14 protein-coding genes are annotated in these 18,906 nt (G+C 70.6%); 8 read left to right on the top strand and 6 right to left on the bottom strand.

Features of this window, described 5'->3' with window-relative positions; all coding sequences use genetic code 11:
- Window positions 1-46: 46 nt before the first annotated feature.
- Window positions 47-2,092 (top strand): squalene--hopene cyclase, encoded by a 2,046-nt coding sequence (gene shc, locus JMJ56_RS18445; RefSeq protein ID WP_236037939.1) that lies wholly within the window; start codon window positions 47-49, stop codon window positions 2,090-2,092.
- 360 nt (window positions 2,093-2,452) lie between these two features.
- Here shc and JMJ56_RS18440 read toward each other — a convergent pair whose 3' ends face one another.
- A complete protein-coding gene (locus tag JMJ56_RS18440) occupies window positions 2,453-3,340 on the bottom strand; it encodes a TauD/TfdA dioxygenase family protein (RefSeq protein ID WP_202833245.1) in 888 nt (295 codons plus the stop codon).
- A gap of 131 nt (window positions 3,341-3,471) precedes the next feature.
- Here JMJ56_RS18440 and JMJ56_RS18435 point away from each other — a divergent pair, with 131 nt between their 5' ends.
- The 4 genes from JMJ56_RS18435 to JMJ56_RS18420 all read left to right on the top strand — a co-directional run bounded on the left by JMJ56_RS18435 (window position 3,472) and on the right by JMJ56_RS18420 (window position 7,834).
- Window positions 3,472-4,491 carry an amino acid ABC transporter substrate-binding protein gene (locus JMJ56_RS18435; protein ID WP_202833244.1) on the top strand — a complete coding sequence of 340 codons (1,020 nt, stop codon included), beginning with the start codon at window positions 3,472-3,474 and terminating at the stop codon, window positions 4,489-4,491.
- A gap of 90 nt (window positions 4,492-4,581) precedes the next feature.
- The gene (locus JMJ56_RS18430; protein ID WP_202833243.1) at window positions 4,582-6,147 is read left to right on the top strand and encodes an ABC transporter substrate-binding protein; all 1,566 of its coding nucleotides are present in this window, start codon (window positions 4,582-4,584) and stop codon (window positions 6,145-6,147) included.
- A gap of 52 nt (window positions 6,148-6,199) precedes the next feature.
- Window positions 6,200-7,486 (top strand): ArgE/DapE family deacylase, encoded by a 1,287-nt coding sequence (locus JMJ56_RS18425; RefSeq protein ID WP_202833242.1) that lies wholly within the window; start codon window positions 6,200-6,202, stop codon window positions 7,484-7,486.
- 60 nt (window positions 7,487-7,546) lie between these two features.
- On the top strand, window positions 7,547-7,834 hold the full coding sequence (locus tag JMJ56_RS18420) for a hypothetical protein (RefSeq protein WP_202833241.1): 288 nt from the start codon (window positions 7,547-7,549) through the stop codon (window positions 7,832-7,834).
- A gap of 10 nt (window positions 7,835-7,844) precedes the next feature.
- On the opposite strand, the gene JMJ56_RS18415 is transcribed toward JMJ56_RS18420, so the two are convergent.
- The gene (locus JMJ56_RS18415; RefSeq protein ID WP_202833240.1) at window positions 7,845-8,861 is read right to left on the bottom strand and encodes an amino acid ABC transporter substrate-binding protein; all 1,017 of its coding nucleotides are present in this window, start codon (window positions 8,859-8,861) and stop codon (window positions 7,845-7,847) included.
- Entirely contained in the window at window positions 8,861-10,192 is a 1,332-nt protein-coding gene (locus tag JMJ56_RS18410) for an aspartate aminotransferase family protein (RefSeq protein ID WP_202833239.1), read from the bottom strand. Before JMJ56_RS18410 ends, JMJ56_RS18415 begins: the two co-directional genes overlap by 1 nt.
- A 148-nt stretch (window positions 10,193-10,340) precedes the next feature.
- Between JMJ56_RS18410 and JMJ56_RS18405 the strand changes: the two genes are divergently transcribed.
- Window positions 10,341-11,063: a GntR family transcriptional regulator gene (locus JMJ56_RS18405; RefSeq protein WP_202833238.1), complete on the top strand. Its 723-nt coding sequence runs from the start codon at window positions 10,341-10,343 to the stop codon at window positions 11,061-11,063.
- A gap of 25 nt (window positions 11,064-11,088) precedes the next feature.
- Here the strand turns inward: JMJ56_RS18405 and JMJ56_RS18400 are convergent, their stop codons facing one another.
- From JMJ56_RS18400 to JMJ56_RS18395, 3 genes are all read right to left on the bottom strand, one after another.
- Window positions 11,089-14,076 (bottom strand): PAS domain-containing hybrid sensor histidine kinase/response regulator, encoded by a 2,988-nt coding sequence (locus tag JMJ56_RS18400; RefSeq protein ID WP_202833237.1) that lies wholly within the window; start codon window positions 14,074-14,076, stop codon window positions 11,089-11,091.
- Between the two features lie 211 nt (window positions 14,077-14,287).
- Window positions 14,288-14,419: a hypothetical protein gene (locus JMJ56_RS34910; RefSeq protein WP_268885031.1), complete on the bottom strand. Its 132-nt coding sequence runs from the start codon at window positions 14,417-14,419 to the stop codon at window positions 14,288-14,290.
- 188 nt (window positions 14,420-14,607) lie between these two features.
- Window positions 14,608-14,961, bottom strand: coding sequence for a hypothetical protein (locus tag JMJ56_RS18395; RefSeq protein WP_202833236.1), 354 nt, complete (start codon window positions 14,959-14,961; stop codon window positions 14,608-14,610).
- Window positions 14,962-15,279: 318 nt separating this feature from the next.
- Between JMJ56_RS18395 and JMJ56_RS18390 the strand changes: the two genes are divergently transcribed.
- Both JMJ56_RS18390 and JMJ56_RS18385 read left to right on the top strand, forming a co-directional pair.
- A complete protein-coding gene (locus JMJ56_RS18390) occupies window positions 15,280-17,145 on the top strand; it encodes a ribonucleoside-diphosphate reductase subunit alpha (RefSeq protein ID WP_202833235.1) in 1,866 nt (621 codons plus the stop codon).
- A gap of 196 nt (window positions 17,146-17,341) precedes the next feature.
- Entirely contained in the window at window positions 17,342-18,571 is a 1,230-nt protein-coding gene (locus JMJ56_RS18385; protein ID WP_202833234.1) for a tyrosine-type recombinase/integrase, read from the top strand.
- Window positions 18,572-18,906 lie beyond the last annotated feature (335 nt).

Here is an 18,906-nt window from a genome sequence, read left to right as displayed (position 1 = left end):
AGTTGATCGGCTGGCGTCACGTCCGGCCCCTAGAGGATTGTTCGCCTTGTCCACGATTCAGGATCTCGCCGCGGCGGCGCTGCGGTCGGACCTGGCGCTGGCCGGACCGAGTGGCCCGCTGGTGCCGGGGCCTCTCGACGCCGCAATCGACAGCGCCGCGGCGCATCTCCTCGGCCATCAGCAGCCGGACGGTCATTGGGTTTTCGAACTGGAGGCCGACGCCACCATCCCCGCCGAGTACCTGATGCTGCGCCGCTTCTTCGGCCAGCGCGATCCGGCGCGCGAGGCGCGGATCGGCCGCTACCTCCGCCGCCTCCAGGCGCAGCAGGATGCCAATTGCGATGGCGGCTGGCCGCTCTTCCATGGCGGGCCGATCGACATCTCCTGCTCGGTGAAGGCCTATTTCGCCCTCCGCCTGATCGGCGACCCGGTCAATGCCCCGCATATGGAGCGCGCCCGCTCCGCCATCCTCGCCGCCGGCGGGGCGGAGCAGAGCAACGTCTTCACCCGGGCGACGCTCGCGCTCTTCGGCCAGGTGCCCTGGCAGGCGGTGCCGGTGATGCCGCCCGAGATCGTGCTGCTGCCCCGCTGGTTCCCCTTCCACCTGTCGAAGATCAGCTACTGGGCCCGCACCGTGCTGGTGCCGCTGACCGTGGTGATGGCCCACAGGCCGCAGCCGCTCGAGCCGCTCGGCGTCTCGGTGACGGAGCTGTTCCGCACCCCGCCCGCCCTGGTGAAGCAATGGCCCGGCGGCGCCCATGCGGCCGAGCCCTGGCGCACCCTGTTCCGCCAGATGGACGCCGTCCTGCAACGTGCCCACGGCCTGATCCCCGAGACGCTGCGCGCCCGCGCCGAGGCCCGCGCCGAGGCCTTCGTCACTGAGCGGCTGAATGGCGAGGACGGGCTCGGCGCCATCTACCCCGCCATGGCGAACGCGATCTGGATGTACCACTGCCTCGGCGTGGCCGAGGACGACCCGCGCATGGTCACCGCCTGGGCCGCGGTCGAGAAGCTGGTGATGGACCGGCCGGAGCGGGACGAGACCTATGTCCAGCCCTGCCTCTCCCCCATCTGGGACACCGCCCTCGTCTCCCACGCGCTGCTGGAGGCCGGCGGCGAGGAGGCCGAGGCGGCCGCCGGGCGCGGCCTCGAGTGGCTGCTCGACCGGCAGGTGACGGACCTGGAAGGCGACTGGGCCGAGGCCCGCCCCGGCGTCCCGCCCGGCGGCTGGGCCTTCCAGTATGCCAACCCGCATTACCCGGATGTCGACGACACCGCCGCCGTCGTCCTCGCCCTCGACCGCGCCCGCAAGCAGACCGCTGCCCTGCCGGAAGACCGCACCGACGCCGCCATCGCCCGCGCCACCGAATGGGTCGTGGGCATGCAGTCGAAGGGCGGCGGCTGGGGCGCCTTCGACGCCGACAACACCCATCAGTACCTGAACAGCATCCCCTTCGCCGACCACGGCGCGCTGCTCGACCCGCCGACTGCCGATGTCTCCGGCCGCTGCCTCGCCATGCTGGCCCAGCTCGGCCATGCGCCGGACAGCCCGGTGATGCGCCGCTCCATCGACTACCTCCTCGGCGAGCAGGAGCCGGACGGCGCCTGGTACGGCCGCTGGGGCGTCAATTACGTCTACGGCACCTGGTCGGCGGTGACGGCGCTGAACGCCGCCGGCCTGCCGCCCGCGCATCCGGCCATGCGCAAGGCTGTCACCTGGCTGAAATCCGTGCAGAACCCGGATGGCGGCTGGGGCGAGGACGGGCTGACCTATCCCCGCCGCGGCGGCACCCGCGCGGACCCGGACCGCCGCATGGGCCCGAGCAGCGCCAGCCAGACCGCTTGGGCGCTTCTGGCGTTGATGGCCGCCGGGGTGGTGGAGGACCCTGCGGTCGATCGCGGCGCGCTCTGGCTGCTGCGCAACCAGGGACCGGACGGCGCCTGGCCGGAAGAGGACTATACCGGCACGGGCTTCCCGCGCGTCTTCTACCTTCGCTACCACGGCTATGCGCGGCTCTTCCCGCTCTGGGCCCTGGCACGGCTGCGCAACCTGCGCCGCAGCAACTCCCGGCGGGTGACGCACGGGCTCTAGGGACCTCCAGGCCCCGGCAGCGGGCGGGTCCATGCCGTGGCGCGGATCGACGGAAGGGCAAGGCCGGGCTGCCGCCGGTGCAACCCGTCCACATCTCAGTCCACACCCTTATCCCCGAACTTGTGGATAAGTCTGGGGGCCGAAGCCTGGCGCCTGCTGCCCGGAACGATCGCGGATCCGTGCGCCCCGCCTTCATCCGGAATCTGCAAGCTACCCGCGCAGACCCTTGATATATCAAGGATTCCGCGGAACCTACCGGTGTAAACCAATGTCCGAAACGGTACCGGGCCGCCGTGGTGGCCCGGTCTGTGGAAAGTCCGCCCGGGCCAACCGCCTTGCGCGGGAAGCCCGGCAAGGAGATCAGGCCGCCTGCTCCAGGGTCGGCGCCACGTCGGCGACGGTGGTGCGGTGCAGGTCCCGCACCTTGGTCGAATCATACCGCCGCGCCCGGTGCATCGTCGCCCGGTTGTCCCACATCACCAGGTCATGCGGCCGCCACACATGGGCGTGGACGAACTCCCGCCCCGTCGCATGCTCGTTGAGGTCGCGCAGCAGGGCCCGCGCCTCCGGCACCGGCCAGCCCTGGATCGCCCCCGCATGGGCCGAGAGAAAGAGCGAAAGCCGCCCCGTCCTCGGATGCCGCCGCACCAGCCGCTGCGGCACCGGCCGCCACTTCTCCAGCTCCTCCAACGTGAAGTCGGTGAAGCCGAGCACGCCGCGCGAGTAGATCTGGCTGTGCTCGCAGACGAGGTCGCGCACCATCGCCTTCATCTCATCGTCGAGCGCATCCCAGGCCGCCCGCATGTCGGCGAATTCCGTGTTGCCGCCGCCGCCCGGGATCACCCGCGCCGAGAGCAGCGAATACTTCGCCGGCGTCGGCTTGAAGCTGCTGTCGCTGTGCCAGAGCATGTTGCCGAGGCTGAACAGCCGCTTGCGGTCGTCCCGCGCCATCACCGTGCCGTCGCGCTCGAGGTTGGAGATGTCGTTGATCTCCATCGACAGCCGCCGCGCCTGGCCCTGGACGATGTCGCCCGTCGCCAGCTCCAGCTCGCCGAAATGCCGGCTGAAGGCGACCTGCTGCTGGTCGTCGATCGGCTGGTCGCGGAAGACGAGCACCGCGTAGCGATCCATCCCGGCGTCGATCGCCGCGGCCTCGGCGGCACCGATCGGCTGCCGCAGGTCGATGCCCGAGACCTCGCCGACGAAATCGGGGCGGGCCGGGTTGGCGGGACGGATGGAGAGGTTCATGGCAAGGGTTCCCTCGGTCGGGGGCTTCGGCCCCGTTGCCGAGGAGATTAGGCCAAAGCTCGGCGCCAGGGAAAGGCTTGCGCCCCCCGCCATCCCCCGGCGAAGCTTCCTTGCCGCCAGGGAGAATGGGCATGATGCGCAAGCTGCTTCTCGGTCTCTGCCTCGGGCTCGCCGCCCTGGCCCAGGCCAAGGCCCAGCCCCAGAACGGCGCCGACACCGTGGCCGCCATCAAGGCGCGCGGCCTCGTCATCTGCGGCGTCTCGGTCAATGCGATCGGCTTCGCCGTGCCCGATGCGCGCGGCGTCTTCCGCGGCATCGATGTCGATGCCTGCCGCTCCGTCGCCGCCGCCATCCTCGGCGATGCCGGCAAGGTCCGCTTCGTCCCCACGACGACGCAGGTGCGCTTCACCGCCCTGCAATCCGGCGAGGTCGACCTGCTGGTCCGCAACACCACCTGGAGCCTGGGGCGCGAGGCGCAGCTCGGCCTCGCCTTCGCCAGCATCAATTTCTACGACGGCCAGGGCTTCATGGTGCGGAAATCCTCCGGCGTCACCTCCGCCCGCCAGCTCGACGGCGCCACAATCTGCGTCCAGCCCGGCACCACGACGGAGCTCAACCTCGCCGACTGGTTCCGCACCCACAATCTGCGCTTCACCCCCGTCATCATCGAGCAGGTCGAGGAGTTGCGCGCCGCCTTCGTCAGCGGCCGCTGCGACGCCTACACCAACGACGCCTCCTCGCTCGCGTCCTTCCGCGCTGCCCAGGGCAACAGCGGCGACTTCGTGCTGCTGCCCGAGATCATTTCGAAGGAGCCGCTCGGCGCCCTGGTGCGCAAGGGCGACTGGCGCTTCTTCGACATCGTCCGCTGGTCGCACTTCGCCATGGTGACGGCGGAGGAGTACGGCATCACCAGCCAGAACATCGACAGCTTCATGGCGAGCCCGAACCCCGACATCCAGCGCCTGCTCGGCCGCACCGGGGAGTTCGGCCGGGCTATGGGCATCGAGAACGACTGGGCGGTGAAGATCATCCGCCAGGTCGGCAATCTCGGCGAGGTATGGGAACGCAACATCACCCCGCTCGGCATCCAGCGAGGCATCAACGGCCTCTGGACCCAAGGCGGGCTGCAATACGCGCCGCCCATCCGGTGAGGCCGCGCGAGGCGGCTTGACGCGGGCCCGGCCCGCGCCTCACGCTTCCCCCAGGAGGCCGGCGACAGACCGGCACGACGGGAGGCTTCCATGCACCATTGCTTCATGGCGGCGGCGCTAGCGTTCTGCATCGCAGCACCCGCGGCGGCGCAGCGCAACCTGGTGATCGCGGCACAGACGCCGCCCAGCGCGCTCGACCCGCATTTCCACAACACCACCAACAACAACATGGTGCTGCGGCAGATCTTCGAGGCGCTGTTCGAGCTCGACAACCAGGCCCGCCCCCAGCCGCGCCTCGCCGAGAGCCTCCGCCTGATCGACCCGTTGACCTGGGAGGTGAAGCTGCGCCGGGGGGTGCGCTTCCACGACGGCACGCCCTTCGAGGCGGAGGACATCGCCTACACCTTCGCCCGCGTCCCCACCGTGCCGAACAGCCCGGCCCTCTTCACCCCGGCGGTACGGACCATCAGCGCGGTCGAGATCAAGGACCCGCAGACCGTCATCCTCCGCACGCGGGAGCCGAACCCGCTGATGCCCATCGACCTGGCGGCGCCGGCCATCCTCTCGCGCAAGGTGCATGGCCCGAGCCCGTCCACCTCCGACTTCAACACCGGGCGGCTGGCCATCGGCACCGGCCCCTACCGCTACGCCGCCTGGCTGCCGAACGAGCGGCTGGAGGTGACGCGCAACCCGGAATACTGGGGCCCCGCCGAGCCCTGGGACCGCGTGACCTTCCGCTACATTCCGCAGGGCGGCTCCCGCATGGCGGCGCTGCTGACCGGCGAGGCGGACCTGATCGACTACGTCCCCATGCAGGACATGCCCCGGCTGGAGCGCGACCCGCGCTTCGCACTCTTCAGCGTGGACAGCGTGACCTTCGTCTACCTCGCCCCGGATGCGATGCGGGAGACGACGCCCTTCGCCACCGACCGCCAGGGCCGGCCCCTGCCGCGCAACCCGCTCGCCGACCGGCGGGTGCGCGAGGCGCTGTCGCTCGCCATCCCGCGCGAGGCGATCGCGGAACGTCTCTACCACGGCCAGGCCCGCGCCGCCGACCAGTTCGCCGCCCCCATCGCCGCGCACCGCCTGCCCGACCTGCCGCCCCTGCCGCATGAGCCGGCCCGCGCCCGCGCCCTGCTGGCCGAGGCCGGCTACCCGGGGGGCTTCCGCCTGACCATCCACGGCCCGAACGGCTTCTTCCCCGGCGATGACGGGCTGCTCCAGGCGCTCGCGCAGTCCTTCACCCGAATCGGCATCGAGACCTCGGTCGAGACGCTGCCGCCGGCGACGCTCTTCACCCGCGCCACCAACCGCGAATTCTCGCTCTTCATGACCTATTTCAGCAGCTACCTGACCATCAACCCGATGCGCCAGGTGGCGATGACGCGGAACCCGGAGCTCGGCCATGGCCCCTTCAACCGCCAGCGCTACTCCAACCCCGCCATGGACGCGCCGCTGGCCGAGGCGCTGACCACCATGGACCCGGAGCGGCGCGAGATCCTCACCCAGCAGGCCGCGCAGGCCCTGCTGGAGGACAAGGGCGTGCTGCCGATCATCTTCCTCCGCAATACCTGGGCCGCGCGGCGCGACAAGGTGACCTACGAGCCGAGCCCGGTGAACCACACCACCGCGCTATACGCCCGCCCCGTGCAGTAGCGCGGGCGCGCGGCCCGGCGCATGCTGCGGCATCGCCACGGAGAAGCTTCGCATGCCCGACGCCGCCCTGCTCGCCCGCCTCGCCGCCGCGGTGGATGCGAATTTCGAGCGCGAGACCGCCTTCCTCGCCGATCTCGTCCGCTTCCCCTCCACCCGCGGCAACGAGGCGCCGCTGCAGGACTGGATGGCCCGCCAGCTCGCCGCCCGCGGCTATGCGGTGGACCGCTTCACCCTCGCTGATGTCCCGCTCGCCAGCCACCTCAAGGCCAGCCCGATGGTCGAGGCCGACCCCGACCGCTCCGTCCAGGTCGTCGCCACCCATCGCGCCGAGAAGCCGACCGGCCGCAGCCTCATCCTCCAGGGCCATATCGACGTGGTGCCCGAGGGCCCTGTCGAGATGTGGACCTACCCGCCCTACAGCGCCACCATCAAGGACGGCTGGATGTACGGCCGCGGCGCGCATGACATGAAGTCCGGCGTCGCCGCCATGGTCTTCGCCATGGACTCGCTGAAGTCGGCCGGGCTCGAACCCGCCGCCGATGTCCACCTCCAGACCGTCACCGAGGAGGAGAGCACCGGCAACGGCGCCCTCTCGACCCTGCTCCGCGGCTACCGCGCCGAGGCCGCGCTGGTGCCGGAGCCGACGGGTGGCACTATCACCCGCGCCCATACCGGCACGCTCTGGTTCCGCATTAAGGTGCGCGGCATCCCGGTGCATGTCGCGGTCGCCCAGAGCGGCAGCAACGCCATCCTCTCCGCCTACCACCTGATCCAGGCGTTGCAGTCCCACACCGCCACGCTGAACGAGGCCGCCCGCCACCACGAATGGTACAACGGCATCGAGAGCCCGCTGAAATTCAACCCCGGCATCATCCGCGGCGGCGACTGGGCCAGCAGCACGCCTGCCTGGTGCGAGGTCGATTGCCGCATCGGCCTCCTGCCCGGCGCCGATGTCGCCGAGATCCAGCGCGGCGTCGAACGCTGCGTCGCCGAGGCGGCGCGCGGCGACAATTTCCTCGCCAACAACCCGCCCTCGGTCGAGTGGCACGGCTTCCTCGCCGATGGCTACGTCCTGGAGCCGGGCAGCGAGGCGGAGGCGGTGCTGGCCCGCGCCCATGCCCAGGTCTTCGGCGAGGAGATGCCGGCCCGCATCACCACGGCAGTGAACGACACCCGCTTCTACGGCCTCTATTTCGGCATCCCCGGGCTCTGCTACGGGCCGAAGGGGGAGGGGGCCCATGCCTTCGACGAGCGGACCAGCCTCGACCACCTGAAGCAGACGACGCTCGCCATCGCCGCCTTCATCGCCGACTGGTGCGGGGCACGCCCGGCCGGCTGACCCCCTTGCACCCACGGCCCGCCCTGGCGAAGTAAGCGGCCGCAGCCGGGGGAGGAGTGGGTGACGAAGCAGTTCTGGGCAGGTCTCGCGCTGGCGCTCGGCCTGGTCCTGCCGGCCGCGGCCCAGCCGCAGCCACGGCCCGGCGCCTCGCCAGGCGGCCCCCCACCGGGCGGCCAGCCGCCGCTGACGGTGGAGCCGGGGGATTTCTGGGCCGATGTCCGCTCCTGGGACGAGCAGGCCCGCCGCCGCCTCGGCCGCGGCGCCGCCCCGGCCATGCCGGGCGGAGGCGAGGCGGCCGCGCCCCGGCCCCGTCCGCGCCGCCCGCCGCAGCAGCAGCAGCAGCGCTGACACCGGCCCCTTACCAGAGCCAGCTCATCATCATCCCGCCCTGGTTCCAAAGGCGGTTCAGGCCCCGCTCCAACCCGAGCCCCCGCGCGCCGACATGGCGCTCGTAGAGCGAGCCGTAGTCGCCCACCTGCCGGACGACCTGGAAGGCCCAGTCGTCGCGCAGCCCGAGCCCGGCGCCGACATTCTCGTTGAGCCCCAGGAAGCGGCGGATTTGTGGGTCGGTGGTGCTCGCGCGTGCCGCCACCACGGTCTCGCGCGTCAAGCCGAATTCCTCCGCCTGGATCAGGGCGGAAATGGTCCAGCGCACCAGCAGCGCCCATTCGCCATCGCCGTTGCGCACCATGGCGCCGTGCGGCTCCTTGGCGATCAGCTCCGGCAGCAGCACCACCGCATCCGGGTCGGGCGCGGCGAGCCGGTTGGCGCTGAGGCTGATCATGTCGTTGCTGATGGCATCGCACCGCCCGGCGAAGAAGGCGGCGATGACGTTCGGCTGGGTGTCGAAGGCGATGGTCGTCAGCCGGATGTTGGAGCGCTGGGCGAAGTCGTTCAGGTTCCGCTCGACGACGCTGCCCTGGGTGGCGCAGACCGTCGCGCCGTCGAGTTCGGCCGCGCGCGTGATGTTGAGGCTGCGGCGCACCAGGAAGCCCTGGCCGGTGTAGAAGTAGGGCGGCGCCACGATGCTGAGGCCGAGGGTCGCATCGCGCGACAGCGTCAGGGCGGTGAGATAGACGAGCACATCCACTTCGCCGCTCTGCACGGCGGTGAAGCGGCTCTGCGCCGTGAGGGGCACGAAGCGCACCTTGTCGGCATCGCCCAGCGCCGCCGCCGCGATCGCGCGGCAGATATCGGCATGCAGCCCGACCCAGCGGCCCTGCGAATCCGGGCGGGCCATGCCGGCGACGCCGGAGGGCACGCCGCAGCGCACGGCGCCGTTCTGCCGCACTGCGTCCAGGGTCGGGCCGGCGCTTGCCGGCGCGGCAAGGCCCAGCAGGCCCGCCGCGAGGAGGGAGAGGATCGAGAGCCGCATCAGCCGCCAACTCCCCCAGCGCGAAGCAACTCCGCGCGGTGCTCGATGAAGCCTGCGACGGCGGCGGCGAAGCGGTCCAGCTCCGCCTCGCCCACCGGCAGGCTCAGCGCCACCATGCCGCGCCGGGCGAGGTAGATGCCGGCTTCCAGCATGTCGAAGAAGAACAGCTCGCGCAGCTGCTCCTCGCCCGGGGTCGATGCATAGGGCCGCCCCGGCGCCGGCCGGCGGAAATGCACGGTCAGCATCGAGCCGATGCCGGTGAAGCCGAGCGGCACCCCGGCCGCCTCGGCCAGCCCGTTCAGCCGCGCGCACAGCGCCTCGCCGCGCCGGTACAGCGCCTCCGCCGCCTCAGCGGTGAAGATCTCGCCCATCGCCACGACGCCGGCATTCATCGACAGCACGTTGTTGTTGAAGGTGCCGGCATGGGCAAGCTTGCCGCCGAACTGCGCCATCACATCCGCCCGCCCGCCGAAGGCGCCGAAGGACATGCCGCCGGCGATGTACTTGCCGAGCGTCGTCATGTCGGGCGTGATGCCGAGCCGCGCCTGCATTCCGCCGGCCGCGTGGCGGCTGGTCATCACCTCGTCGAAGATCAGCAGCGCGCCGGTCTCGTCCGCCACCGCCCGGAGCGCGGCGAGGAAGGCCGGCTCCGCCGGGATGCAGCCGCCGGAGCCCAGCATCGGCTCCACGATGATCGCCGCCAGTTCCGCGCCATGCTCCCGCGCGGCGGCGGCCGCGCCGGCGGCATCGTTGTAATCCGCCATCACGAAGGGCAGCGGCAGCGCCGCCGGGCTGCTGCCGGCGAAGGGGAAGGTCAGCACGCCGCCATGGTAGCCGCCGCGGAAGGCCATGACCTTCGGGCGGCCGGTGAGGGCCCGCGCCGCGGTCAGCGCCATCAGGTTCGCCTCGGTGCCGCTGTTGGTGAAGCGGACCCGCTCCAGCGAGGGGAAGCGCCCGCAGAGCAGCCGCGCCAGCCGCTCCTCGCCCGGCCCGACCGAGGCGAAGTTGATGCCGCGCCGCAGCACGTCGTGCAGCACCGCATGGATGCGCGGCTCGGAATGGCCGAACAGCCCGGCGGTGTATTCGCCGCAGAGGTCGAGATACTCATGGCCGTCGAGATCCCAGAGCCGGCAGTCCTCGCCCCGCGTCATCGATGTCGGGAAGGGTGAATAGGCGATGACGCTGCGGGTATTGCCGCCGCCGAGCACTTCGAGCGCCTGCTCGTGCAGCGCCGCGCTGAGCGGCCGCTTCGCCGCATAGGCGGTGCGCGCCGCCTCGACCGCGCCCGGCAGGTCGAGGCTGTTCCGGCGGTCATCGATGGCAGCGCTCATGGCATGGCTCCATGGATAGGGCGGGCGGATGGGGACCGGTTGGGCATGGGCGGGCACTCCGGTATGGGCTGCTTGGACGGCTCCCTGAGGCTGCAGCCTTATTTCGGCATATCATTCACCGTAAAAATGTGATCACAAAGACCGGCCCATGACAATCACTCTTTCCACCCACGATATCGCCGCCGAAGAGCTGCCACTCGAGGAGCAGGCCTACCGCCGGCTGCGCCAGGCGCTGGTGGAGGGGGTCTTCACCCCGGGCGAGAAGCTGTCGATCCGCCGCATCGCCGAGGCGCTCGGCACCAGCCCGATGCCCGCCCGGACCGCACTGCGCCGCCTCGCCACCGAACAGGCGCTCGACGCCTTGCCCTCGGGCACCGTCCTGGTCCCTCGCCTGACCCGCGCCGCCTTCCAGGAGGTCAGCGCGATCCGCGCCGAGTTGGAGCCGCTCGCCATCCGTCTGGCCGCAGGGCGGGTGGATGCAGGCACGCTCGACGCGCTGGCGGCGGTGGTGGCCGAGCAGGATGCCGCGCGCGCCGCCGGCCGGCCCGAACTCTGCCTGCAGAAGGACCGCGAATTCCTGTTCGGCCTCTACCGCCGGGCGGGGGCGCCGATGCTGCTCGGCATAATCGAGGCGCTCTGGCTGCGGCGCGGCCCGCTCTTCTGGGAGGCCCGCTGGATCGTGATGGGGAGCCCGCCGGAGGCGGCGCACCGGCACGGGCCGATCCTCGCCGCCCTGCGCCGTGGCGCCGGCGAGGAGGCTGCGCGGGAGCTGAAGGCCGAGATCGAGCGGATGACCGCCTTCCTGAGCGGCGCCCTGCAATTCGAGGGCGAGGCCCCGGCCAGGCCGCGGGCAATGCGCGCCAGAGCCTGAGCGGCCCCCGCCCGCGCCGCCGCCGTCACCCCTCGCGCGGCAGCGCCGCCGTGATCGCGCGCGCCAGCACCTCCAGGTCGAAGGGCTTCGGGATCACCGCCGCGTCGTCCGGCAGCGCTACCCGCGCGAAGCCGGTAATGAACAGCACCGGCAGGCCCGGCAGCCGGTCCTGCGCCGCCTCGGCCACGCTGCGCCCATCCATCCGGCCCGGCAGGCCGACATCCGTCACCAGGAGGTCGGGGCGCAGCCCCTCGTCCAGCAGCCGCAGCGCCGCCGGGCCGTCGGGCGCCTCGACCACATGGTAGCCGAGGTCGCGCAGCCGCTCGGCCGCCGGCGTGCGCACCGTCGTCTCGTCGTCCACCATCAGCACCGTCGCCCCGGCGGCGGCCAGCTCCGCCTGCTCCATCCCGCCGGCCTCGTCGGGGACGGCCGCAGCCCCTCCGGCGTGCCGCGGCAACAGCAGGCGCACCGTCGTCCCGCGCCCCGGCGTGCTGGCGATGCGCAGCACGCCGCCGGACTGCCGCACGAAGCCGAAGACCTGGCTCAGGCCGAGGCCGGTGCCCTGGCCTTGCGGCTTGGTGGTGAAGAATGGCTCCAGCACCCGCTCCATGACCTCGGGCGCCATGCCCGTGCCGGTGTCCCGCACCGCGATCTCGATGAAGTCGCCCGGCAGCGCCGCCTCGTCAGGCCGTAATGCCGCCGCCCCGAGCCGGGCCCCGCGGCTGGCGATCGTCAGGCTCCCGCCCTCCGGCATCGCATCCCGCGCATTGATGCAGAGGTTGAGGATGGCGCTCTCCAACTCGTTCGGGTCGCACAGCACGGCGCCGGCGCCATCCTCCAGCCGCAGTTCGAGCGCGATCGCGGGCCCGACCATCCGCCGCAGCATGTCGGCCATCCCCGCCGCCAGCGCCTCCGGCTTCAGCGGCTTCGGGTCGAGCCGCTGGCGCCGCGCGAAGGCGAGCAGCCGGCGGGTGAGGCCGGCCGCGCGCCCGGCCGCGTCGCGCGCCGCCAGCATGTAGCGCGCGGCATCGCCGGCCCGGCCCTCATCCATCCGCCGCCGCGCCATCTCGAGCGCGCCGGTCACGCCCTGCAGCATGTTGTTGAAGTCATGCGCGATGCCGCCGGTGAGCTGGCCGATCGCCTCCATCTTCTGCGCCTGGCGCAGGCTCTCCTCGGCGGCCATCAGCTCCCCGGTCCGCTCGGCCACCCGCGCCTCCAGCTCCTCGGCGCCGCGGGTCAGCGCCTCGCGCGCGCGGATGGTATCGTCGATGTCGGCGCAGGCGCCGAGCCATTCCGCGGCGCCGCCCGCGCCGACGGCCGGGCCGCGCGCCCCGCGCATCTGGAACCAGCGCCAGGTGCCGTCCGCGGCGCGGCGCAGGCGGCACTCGGCATCGACGATGTCCATCGCGGCGGCACGGCCCCAGGCCGCCCGCACCACCGCCCGGTCGTCAGGGTGGACCGCGCCCAGCCAGCCCGGCCCGCGGCTCGCCGCATCCGTGAGGCCGGTGAAGGCGATCCATTGCGGGCTGGCCCAGCTCCAGTCCCCGCCATCCGCCGAGCGCCAGACGAGCTGCGGGATGCCCTCGGCCAGCCGGCGGAAGCGCTCCTTCTCCGTCTCCAGCGCGCCGCTGGCCGCGACCATGTCGGAGACGTCCTGCACGATGCCGGCGACTCGCGCGACCCGGCCCGAGGCATCGCGGATCGGGAAGCCGGTGTCGCGCAGGTGGGCGACCCGGCCATCCGCCGGCCGCACCACGCGGTACTGCGCGACCACCGTCTCGCCCGCGAGGGCGCGCGGCATCGCCTCGAAGGCGGCCGCGCGGTCCTCCGGGTGCACCAGGTCGCGCCAGCGGCCGAGATCGGCCAGGAGGTGGTCGCGCGGCTCGCCGAAGATGCGCTCGAAGGCCGGCGAGAGGTATTCCAGCCTCGCCCCCTGCTCGCCCGCGATCCACAGCACGTCGGCCGAGTTCTCGGCGAAGCTGCGGAAACGCTCCTCGCTCTCGCGCAGCGCCGCCTCGGCGCGGCGGTGCGTCGTGACGTCCTGCATCACCACCATGATCCGGCCGCGTGCCTGGTCCTGCACCCGGGCGACGTACATCTGCAGGATCCTGCCCTGGGAGCGCGCCTCGCGCTCGAAGCGCGCCACCTCGCCGGTTTCGAGCGCGCGGTCGAAGATGTCGTACCAACCCTCGTCCTCGTCGGGGAAGTGGTCGCGCACCGACCGCCCGGTGAGATCGCCGGTGCGGAACATCGCCTGCGAGGCCGGGTTCATCGTCACGTAGCGCCAGTCGCGCAGCCCATTGGGGCGCTGCGGCAGCCGCTCGAAGATCATCACCCCCTCGTCCATCGCCTCGAAGAGGATGCGGTACTTCGCCTCCTCCTCCCGCAGCGCCGCCTCGGCCAGGCGGGCCGCGCTGCGGTCGTGCAGCATCCAGACCGCGCCGACCGGCGTGGCCTCGCCGGGTGCGCGCAGCGGCATCGCCTCGATGGCGACCCAGGCCCGGCCGTTGCCCCGCCGCCGCACCCAGCCCTCGCGCGAGACCCGGCCGCCGCCCAGCACCGTCGCGGCATCCGCCGCGAGCGCGCCGGCCGCTGCCTCGTCACCGGGTTCCAGCGCGGCGTCCAGCGGCATCCCCGCCAGCGCCGCCGCCTCGCCCCAGCCGAGCAGGGCGCCTGCGCCGGGATTCCAGGACAGGACGTGCCCGTCACGGCCGGTGACGACGATGGCGCAATCGATCGCGCCCTCGATGACCGTGCGCAGCTCCGCCTCGTGCCAGCCGGCGGCCGGCTCCGCATCGGCATGCCCGCGAAGGGTCGCGGCTGCCCGGGAAGCAATTAGCCGGGCCTGGTCCTCCGCGATGCGCTGGTCGAGCAGGGCGCCCAGCTCCGCCGCAGGGCCGGCCGGCGCCCGCCTGGCCCCCTCGAGCTCCTGCCGGAGTCGCTCGACCTCCCGTTGCAGCGCCGCCCGTTCCCGGCGGAGCTCCTCCGGATCGGGGCCGGGCTGGTCATGCATGGGCGTCGGATGCCCGGGGCACGCCCCGCGGCCCGGCCTCGCCGGCGGCGCGGCAGCAGCCCGGGCGCAGGGGGCCAGCGGCGTCATCGCTCGGTACATGGGCGAGGAAGGCGTTGGGCGATGCGGGCCAACCGGCCATGGTGGAATCCTGCACTGGCAACGTAAAATCCTGCGGGCCGGTAGCCGGCCTTGCCATGGCGGCCGCCGGCCCTCACGCGGGCTTTGAGGGGCGGGCAACCAGGGTCGGCGCCCGCCCGCTCCGGGCATGCAGCGCCGCGAAGGGCCGATGGTTGCCTTCACGCATCTTCAGGTCGGGGTGCTCGTTCCGGGTGCGCTCGCGCATGTCCTCCCGGCGCGGCCTCGATGGACCTTGCGGTGCCGATGCCTCCCGGGCCGGGAGCACAACCCATTCCCGCGCCGTGCTCGCGCGCATCTGCCGACAGCGCCACCCTGGCGCCCGGCCGCCGTCATGCCGCGGTCATGAAGGATCTGCGAACACGCGGCGCCTCGTCCGGCGCCGCGGCACGCTTCCTATTCCGCAGGCGGCGGCGCCACCGGCAGCGCGGCCGCATAGGGCTCGATTCGCAGGCTCTCGCTCCTGAGGATCGCCACTCGTCCGGTGGCGGCGAATCGCGTTGCCCCGTCCGGTGCCCGCCCGACAGCGTAGCGCCAGGCGGTGACCTGCCCCTCGGCCACCAGCGCGCGGGCGAGTCGCTCAACCGCCGGCCCGCTGCCGAGCCGCGCCAGCTCCGCCTCGGTGAGGCCGATCGTTACCTCGTCCCGCGGCCCGACCACCTTGAACAGGCTGACCCCGGCGCCCTGCGCCGCCGCCAGCCCCGGCAGCAGCGCCAGGCCGAGTCCCGCGAGATGCCGACGCCAGACCATGGCCGATCCTCCCTTCGCATCCGTCTCCGGGGAGCATGCAAAACCCTGTCCCGCCCGGCAATCCGTCACGCCTGCGTTGCGACGGGCCTGTGGATAGCGGGGATCATGGGGATGGATGGCGATGAGGCTTGACGGACTCACCCGCAATGACCGCTTATCCATGAACGGAATATGAACATCGGCGCTCGGCCCGCTTTCGCGCCGCGCCGGAACCAAACACCCCATCTGGTGTTATGAGGGGGTGCAGACGACAATATCTTGTGTCACGTCGCTGCTGGATGCATTCTCCCCCACCGGGGACTGGAAGGGGATAGCGCGGTGTTCGATACGGTTCAGCTTGCAGGTCATCACCAGGTTCAGGTCGATCGCAGCCGCGACGCGCGGCTGACGGATTTCGGCAAGGCGACGCTGGATGACCGCTACCTGCTGCCCGGCGAAAGCTACCAAGACCTCTTCGCCCGCGTCGCCTCGGCCTATGGCGACGATGCGGCGCATGCCCAGCGCATCTACGACTACATCTCCAAGCTCTGGTTCATGCCGGCGACGCCCGTGCTGTCCAACGGCGGCACCACGCGTGGCCTGCCCATCTCCTGCTTCCTGAACGAGGCGGATGACAGCCTGGACGGCATCGTCGGCCTCTGGAACGAGAATGTCTGGCTGGCGGCCAAGGGCGGCGGCATCGGCAGCTACTGGGGCAACCTCCGCGGCATCGGCGAGAAGGTCGGCCGCAACGGCAAGACCTCCGGCGTCGTCCCCTTCATCCGCGTCATGGACAGCCTGACGCTCGCCATCTCCCAGGGCTCCCTCCGCCGCGGCTCGGCCGCCGTCTACCTCCCCGTCAGCCACCCCGAGGTCGAGGAGTTCATCGAGATCCGCCGCCCGACCGGCGGCGACCCGAACCGCAAGGCGCTGAACCTCCACCACGGCCTGCTGATCTCGGACGCCTTCATGCGCGCCGTCGAGGCCGATGAGGAGTGGCCGCTCTGCAGCCCGAAGGACGGCGCGATCATGCGGAAGATCTCCGCCCGCGCCCTCTGGATCCGCATCCTCACCGCCCGCATCGAGACCGGCGAGCCCTACCTCGTCTTCTCCGACCATGTGAACAAGGCGATGCCGGCGCACCACAAGCTGGCCGGGCTCGAGGTCAAGACCTCCAACCTCTGCTCCGAGATCACCCTGCCCACCGGCCGCGACCAGCACGGCCGCGACCGCACCGCCGTCTGCTGCCTCTCCTCCCTCAACCTCGAGACCTGGTTCGAGTGGAAGGACGACCCGCGCTTCATCCCCGACGTGATGCGCTTCCTCGACAACGTGCTGCAGAACTTCATCGACACCGCGCCCGACAGCATGGCGAAGGCGAAGTACTCGGCGATGCGCGAGCGCTCCGTCGGCCTCGGCGTGATGGGCTTCCACAGCTTCCTCCAGGCCCAGAACGTGCCCTTCGAGAGCGTGGTGGCGAAGGTGTGGAACAAGCGGATGTTCAGGCACATCCGCGAGCAGGCCGACACCGCCAGCCGCCAGCTGGCCGAGGAGCGCGGGCCCTGCCCGGACGCCGCCGAATACGGCTTCATGGAGCGCTTCTCGAACAAGATGGCGATCGCGCCGACCGCCTCGATCTCCATCATCACCGGGGGCGCGAGCCCGGGGATCGAGCCGATCGCGGCGAATGTCTACAACCACAAAACGCTGTCGGGCAGCTACATCGTCCGCAACCCGTACCTGAAGAAGGTGCTGGCGAAGCACGGCCGCGACGACGAGGACACCTGGACCAGCATCACCGTCCGCAAGGGCAGCGTGCAGCATCTCGACTTCCTGACCGAGCCGGAGCGCGCCACCTTCAAGACCGCCTTCGAGCTCGACCAGCGCTGGGTGGTGGAGCACGCCGCCGACCGCTCGCCCTTCATCTGCCAGAGCCAGTCGGTGAATCTCTTCCTCCCCGCCAACATCCACAAGCGCGACCTGCACCAGATCCACGTCATGGCCTGGAAGCGCGGGGTGAAGTCGCTCTACTACTGCCGCAGCCTGTCCATCCAGCGCGCCGACACGATCAGCGAGAAGATCGTCGGCCAGGAAGACATCATGGCGGCCCATGTGCCGACCGCGGCCGACGCGGCGCTGCCGCTGGTGGCCCGCGGCGCGCAGACCTCAACGACGGATTACGAGGAATGCCTGGCCTGCCAGTAGCGAGACCTATATAAAAACGGAAACTTGGATGGACGGACAGGGATGGAAGCCCCTGTCCGTCTTAGCTTTTTCCAGCCCTCTTCTAGGAAACCGTAACGGAAGGTAGGATAGACCTTATCGTGACGGTTCGGGGTTCGGAAACATGTTGCCGTTTGAGGTTCGTAGGTTCCCGTCCCGATCCGGGCAGGAACTAGCAGTGCTGCTGGACCGTAGAGAGGGCTGCGGCTGCCCGGCGTTCTGGCCAAACGTGTACGCCACCGTCGAGTACGGGAAAGCGTCCCGCTCGCCGAACACGGTCGTGAAGGTCCTACGCACGCTCGGGATGGCCCGGATGTGGGCCGGGGTGCTCGGACGGGATCTGGACCATGACCTACGGCAGGGCAACTTCCTCTCCATCGAGGATGTTGAGAGCCTCGCCGACTTCCTTTGCCTGACGGCGGTGGGCCAAGTGGAATGGGCTGCACGCGCCGCCCGAACGCACACGTCCCGACCAGAGCGACAAAGGGTGGTCCGCCTAGAGGATGCGCGGCCCGACCCCCGTCGGCTGGAGCGATCGGTGCCTCCAGTCACCAATCCGGCCGAGATCGCAACCCGCGTCCGCTGGGTTGCGTCCTATGTCGAGTGGCAGTTGGGCATGCGCCTGGGATCACTCGACCGCCAGCAGCGTGCATCGGAGAACCTGAAAAAGCTCGGAGAGGCCGTCGTGGCCCGGTTGCGGCAGCGGGCTCCCCGGAGCAGTCATGGCAGCGATGATGAACCCACGCTCGAAGGTGTCGATCGCGACGTCCTGCAGCGCATCGACCAAGCGATGCTGCCGGGGGCAAAGCAAAACCCGTTCACGCCGGGTTTCGTGCAAGTTCGAAACTACCTAATCTGGCGCCTGTTGCTAGATACAGGAGCTCGGCGCGCAGAGGTCAGGGAGGCAAAGGCCGACCACGTCAAATACAGCACTCGGCGGTTTGAGATACACACGTCGAAGACAATCCCGCGCACGGTCCCCATCAACCCCAAGACCGCCGACGCCTTCGACAGGTTCATGGAAGATTTTTGGTCTAAGTTGTCGCAGAACGCTAGGCGCCGAGGCTTCCTGTTTACGGACGGGCGAGGAGCGCATCTCAGCCTCCGCGCGATCAACAGGATCTTCGAGCGGCTCCGGGAGAAAGATTCCAACATTCCGGACTTCCTCGCTCCCCATACTGTGCGACGTTCCTGGAACGACCAGTTCAGCGCTACCGTCGACAGCCTCCCCCCTGAAAAACGCCCATCAGTGACGGAGGAGGTGAGGATTCGAAACCGCCTCCAAGGATGGCGCGGCGAATCGTCGATGGGCGCTCGCTACGCCAAACGGCACATCCGTCGCAAGTCAGATGAGATCGCCGAAACCCTAGCAAACGATCTCGCCCTCGATTCCGGAAAGAACGACTGATGGCGCCGCCTGCCTCCAAATTCGCGTCGGAGCGATATGCGGACGTCGTCCTGTTGGACGGCCGCGTGGCAAAAATAGATTTGTTTGGGAGCACGAAAATTGGCAGTGACATTGGTATGCACTACTTCAATTTCTCTTGGAGAAACTCCAATGTCCTCTGGCACAATTCTTTGGCGGCAATACTTGTCTCATTGCTAAAAACTCACTCTCTTATTTACGCAAAAAGTTGCGCATTCCATTGCAGGCAATTTGTCCTGTTGACCTGACCCCCTAGGAGTGGTCCGCCGGTAGAGTAGTCCGGCGGCTGCGTTAGGAGGCGGGCATGGCACGGGGTA

The sequence above is a fragment of the Belnapia arida genome (assembly GCF_016773205.1).
Lineage (GTDB): Bacteria > Pseudomonadota > Alphaproteobacteria > Acetobacterales > Acetobacteraceae > Belnapia > Belnapia arida.
Note: the sequence above shows the minus strand (reverse complement) of the source record. Positions and strands in the feature narration are given on the sequence as shown.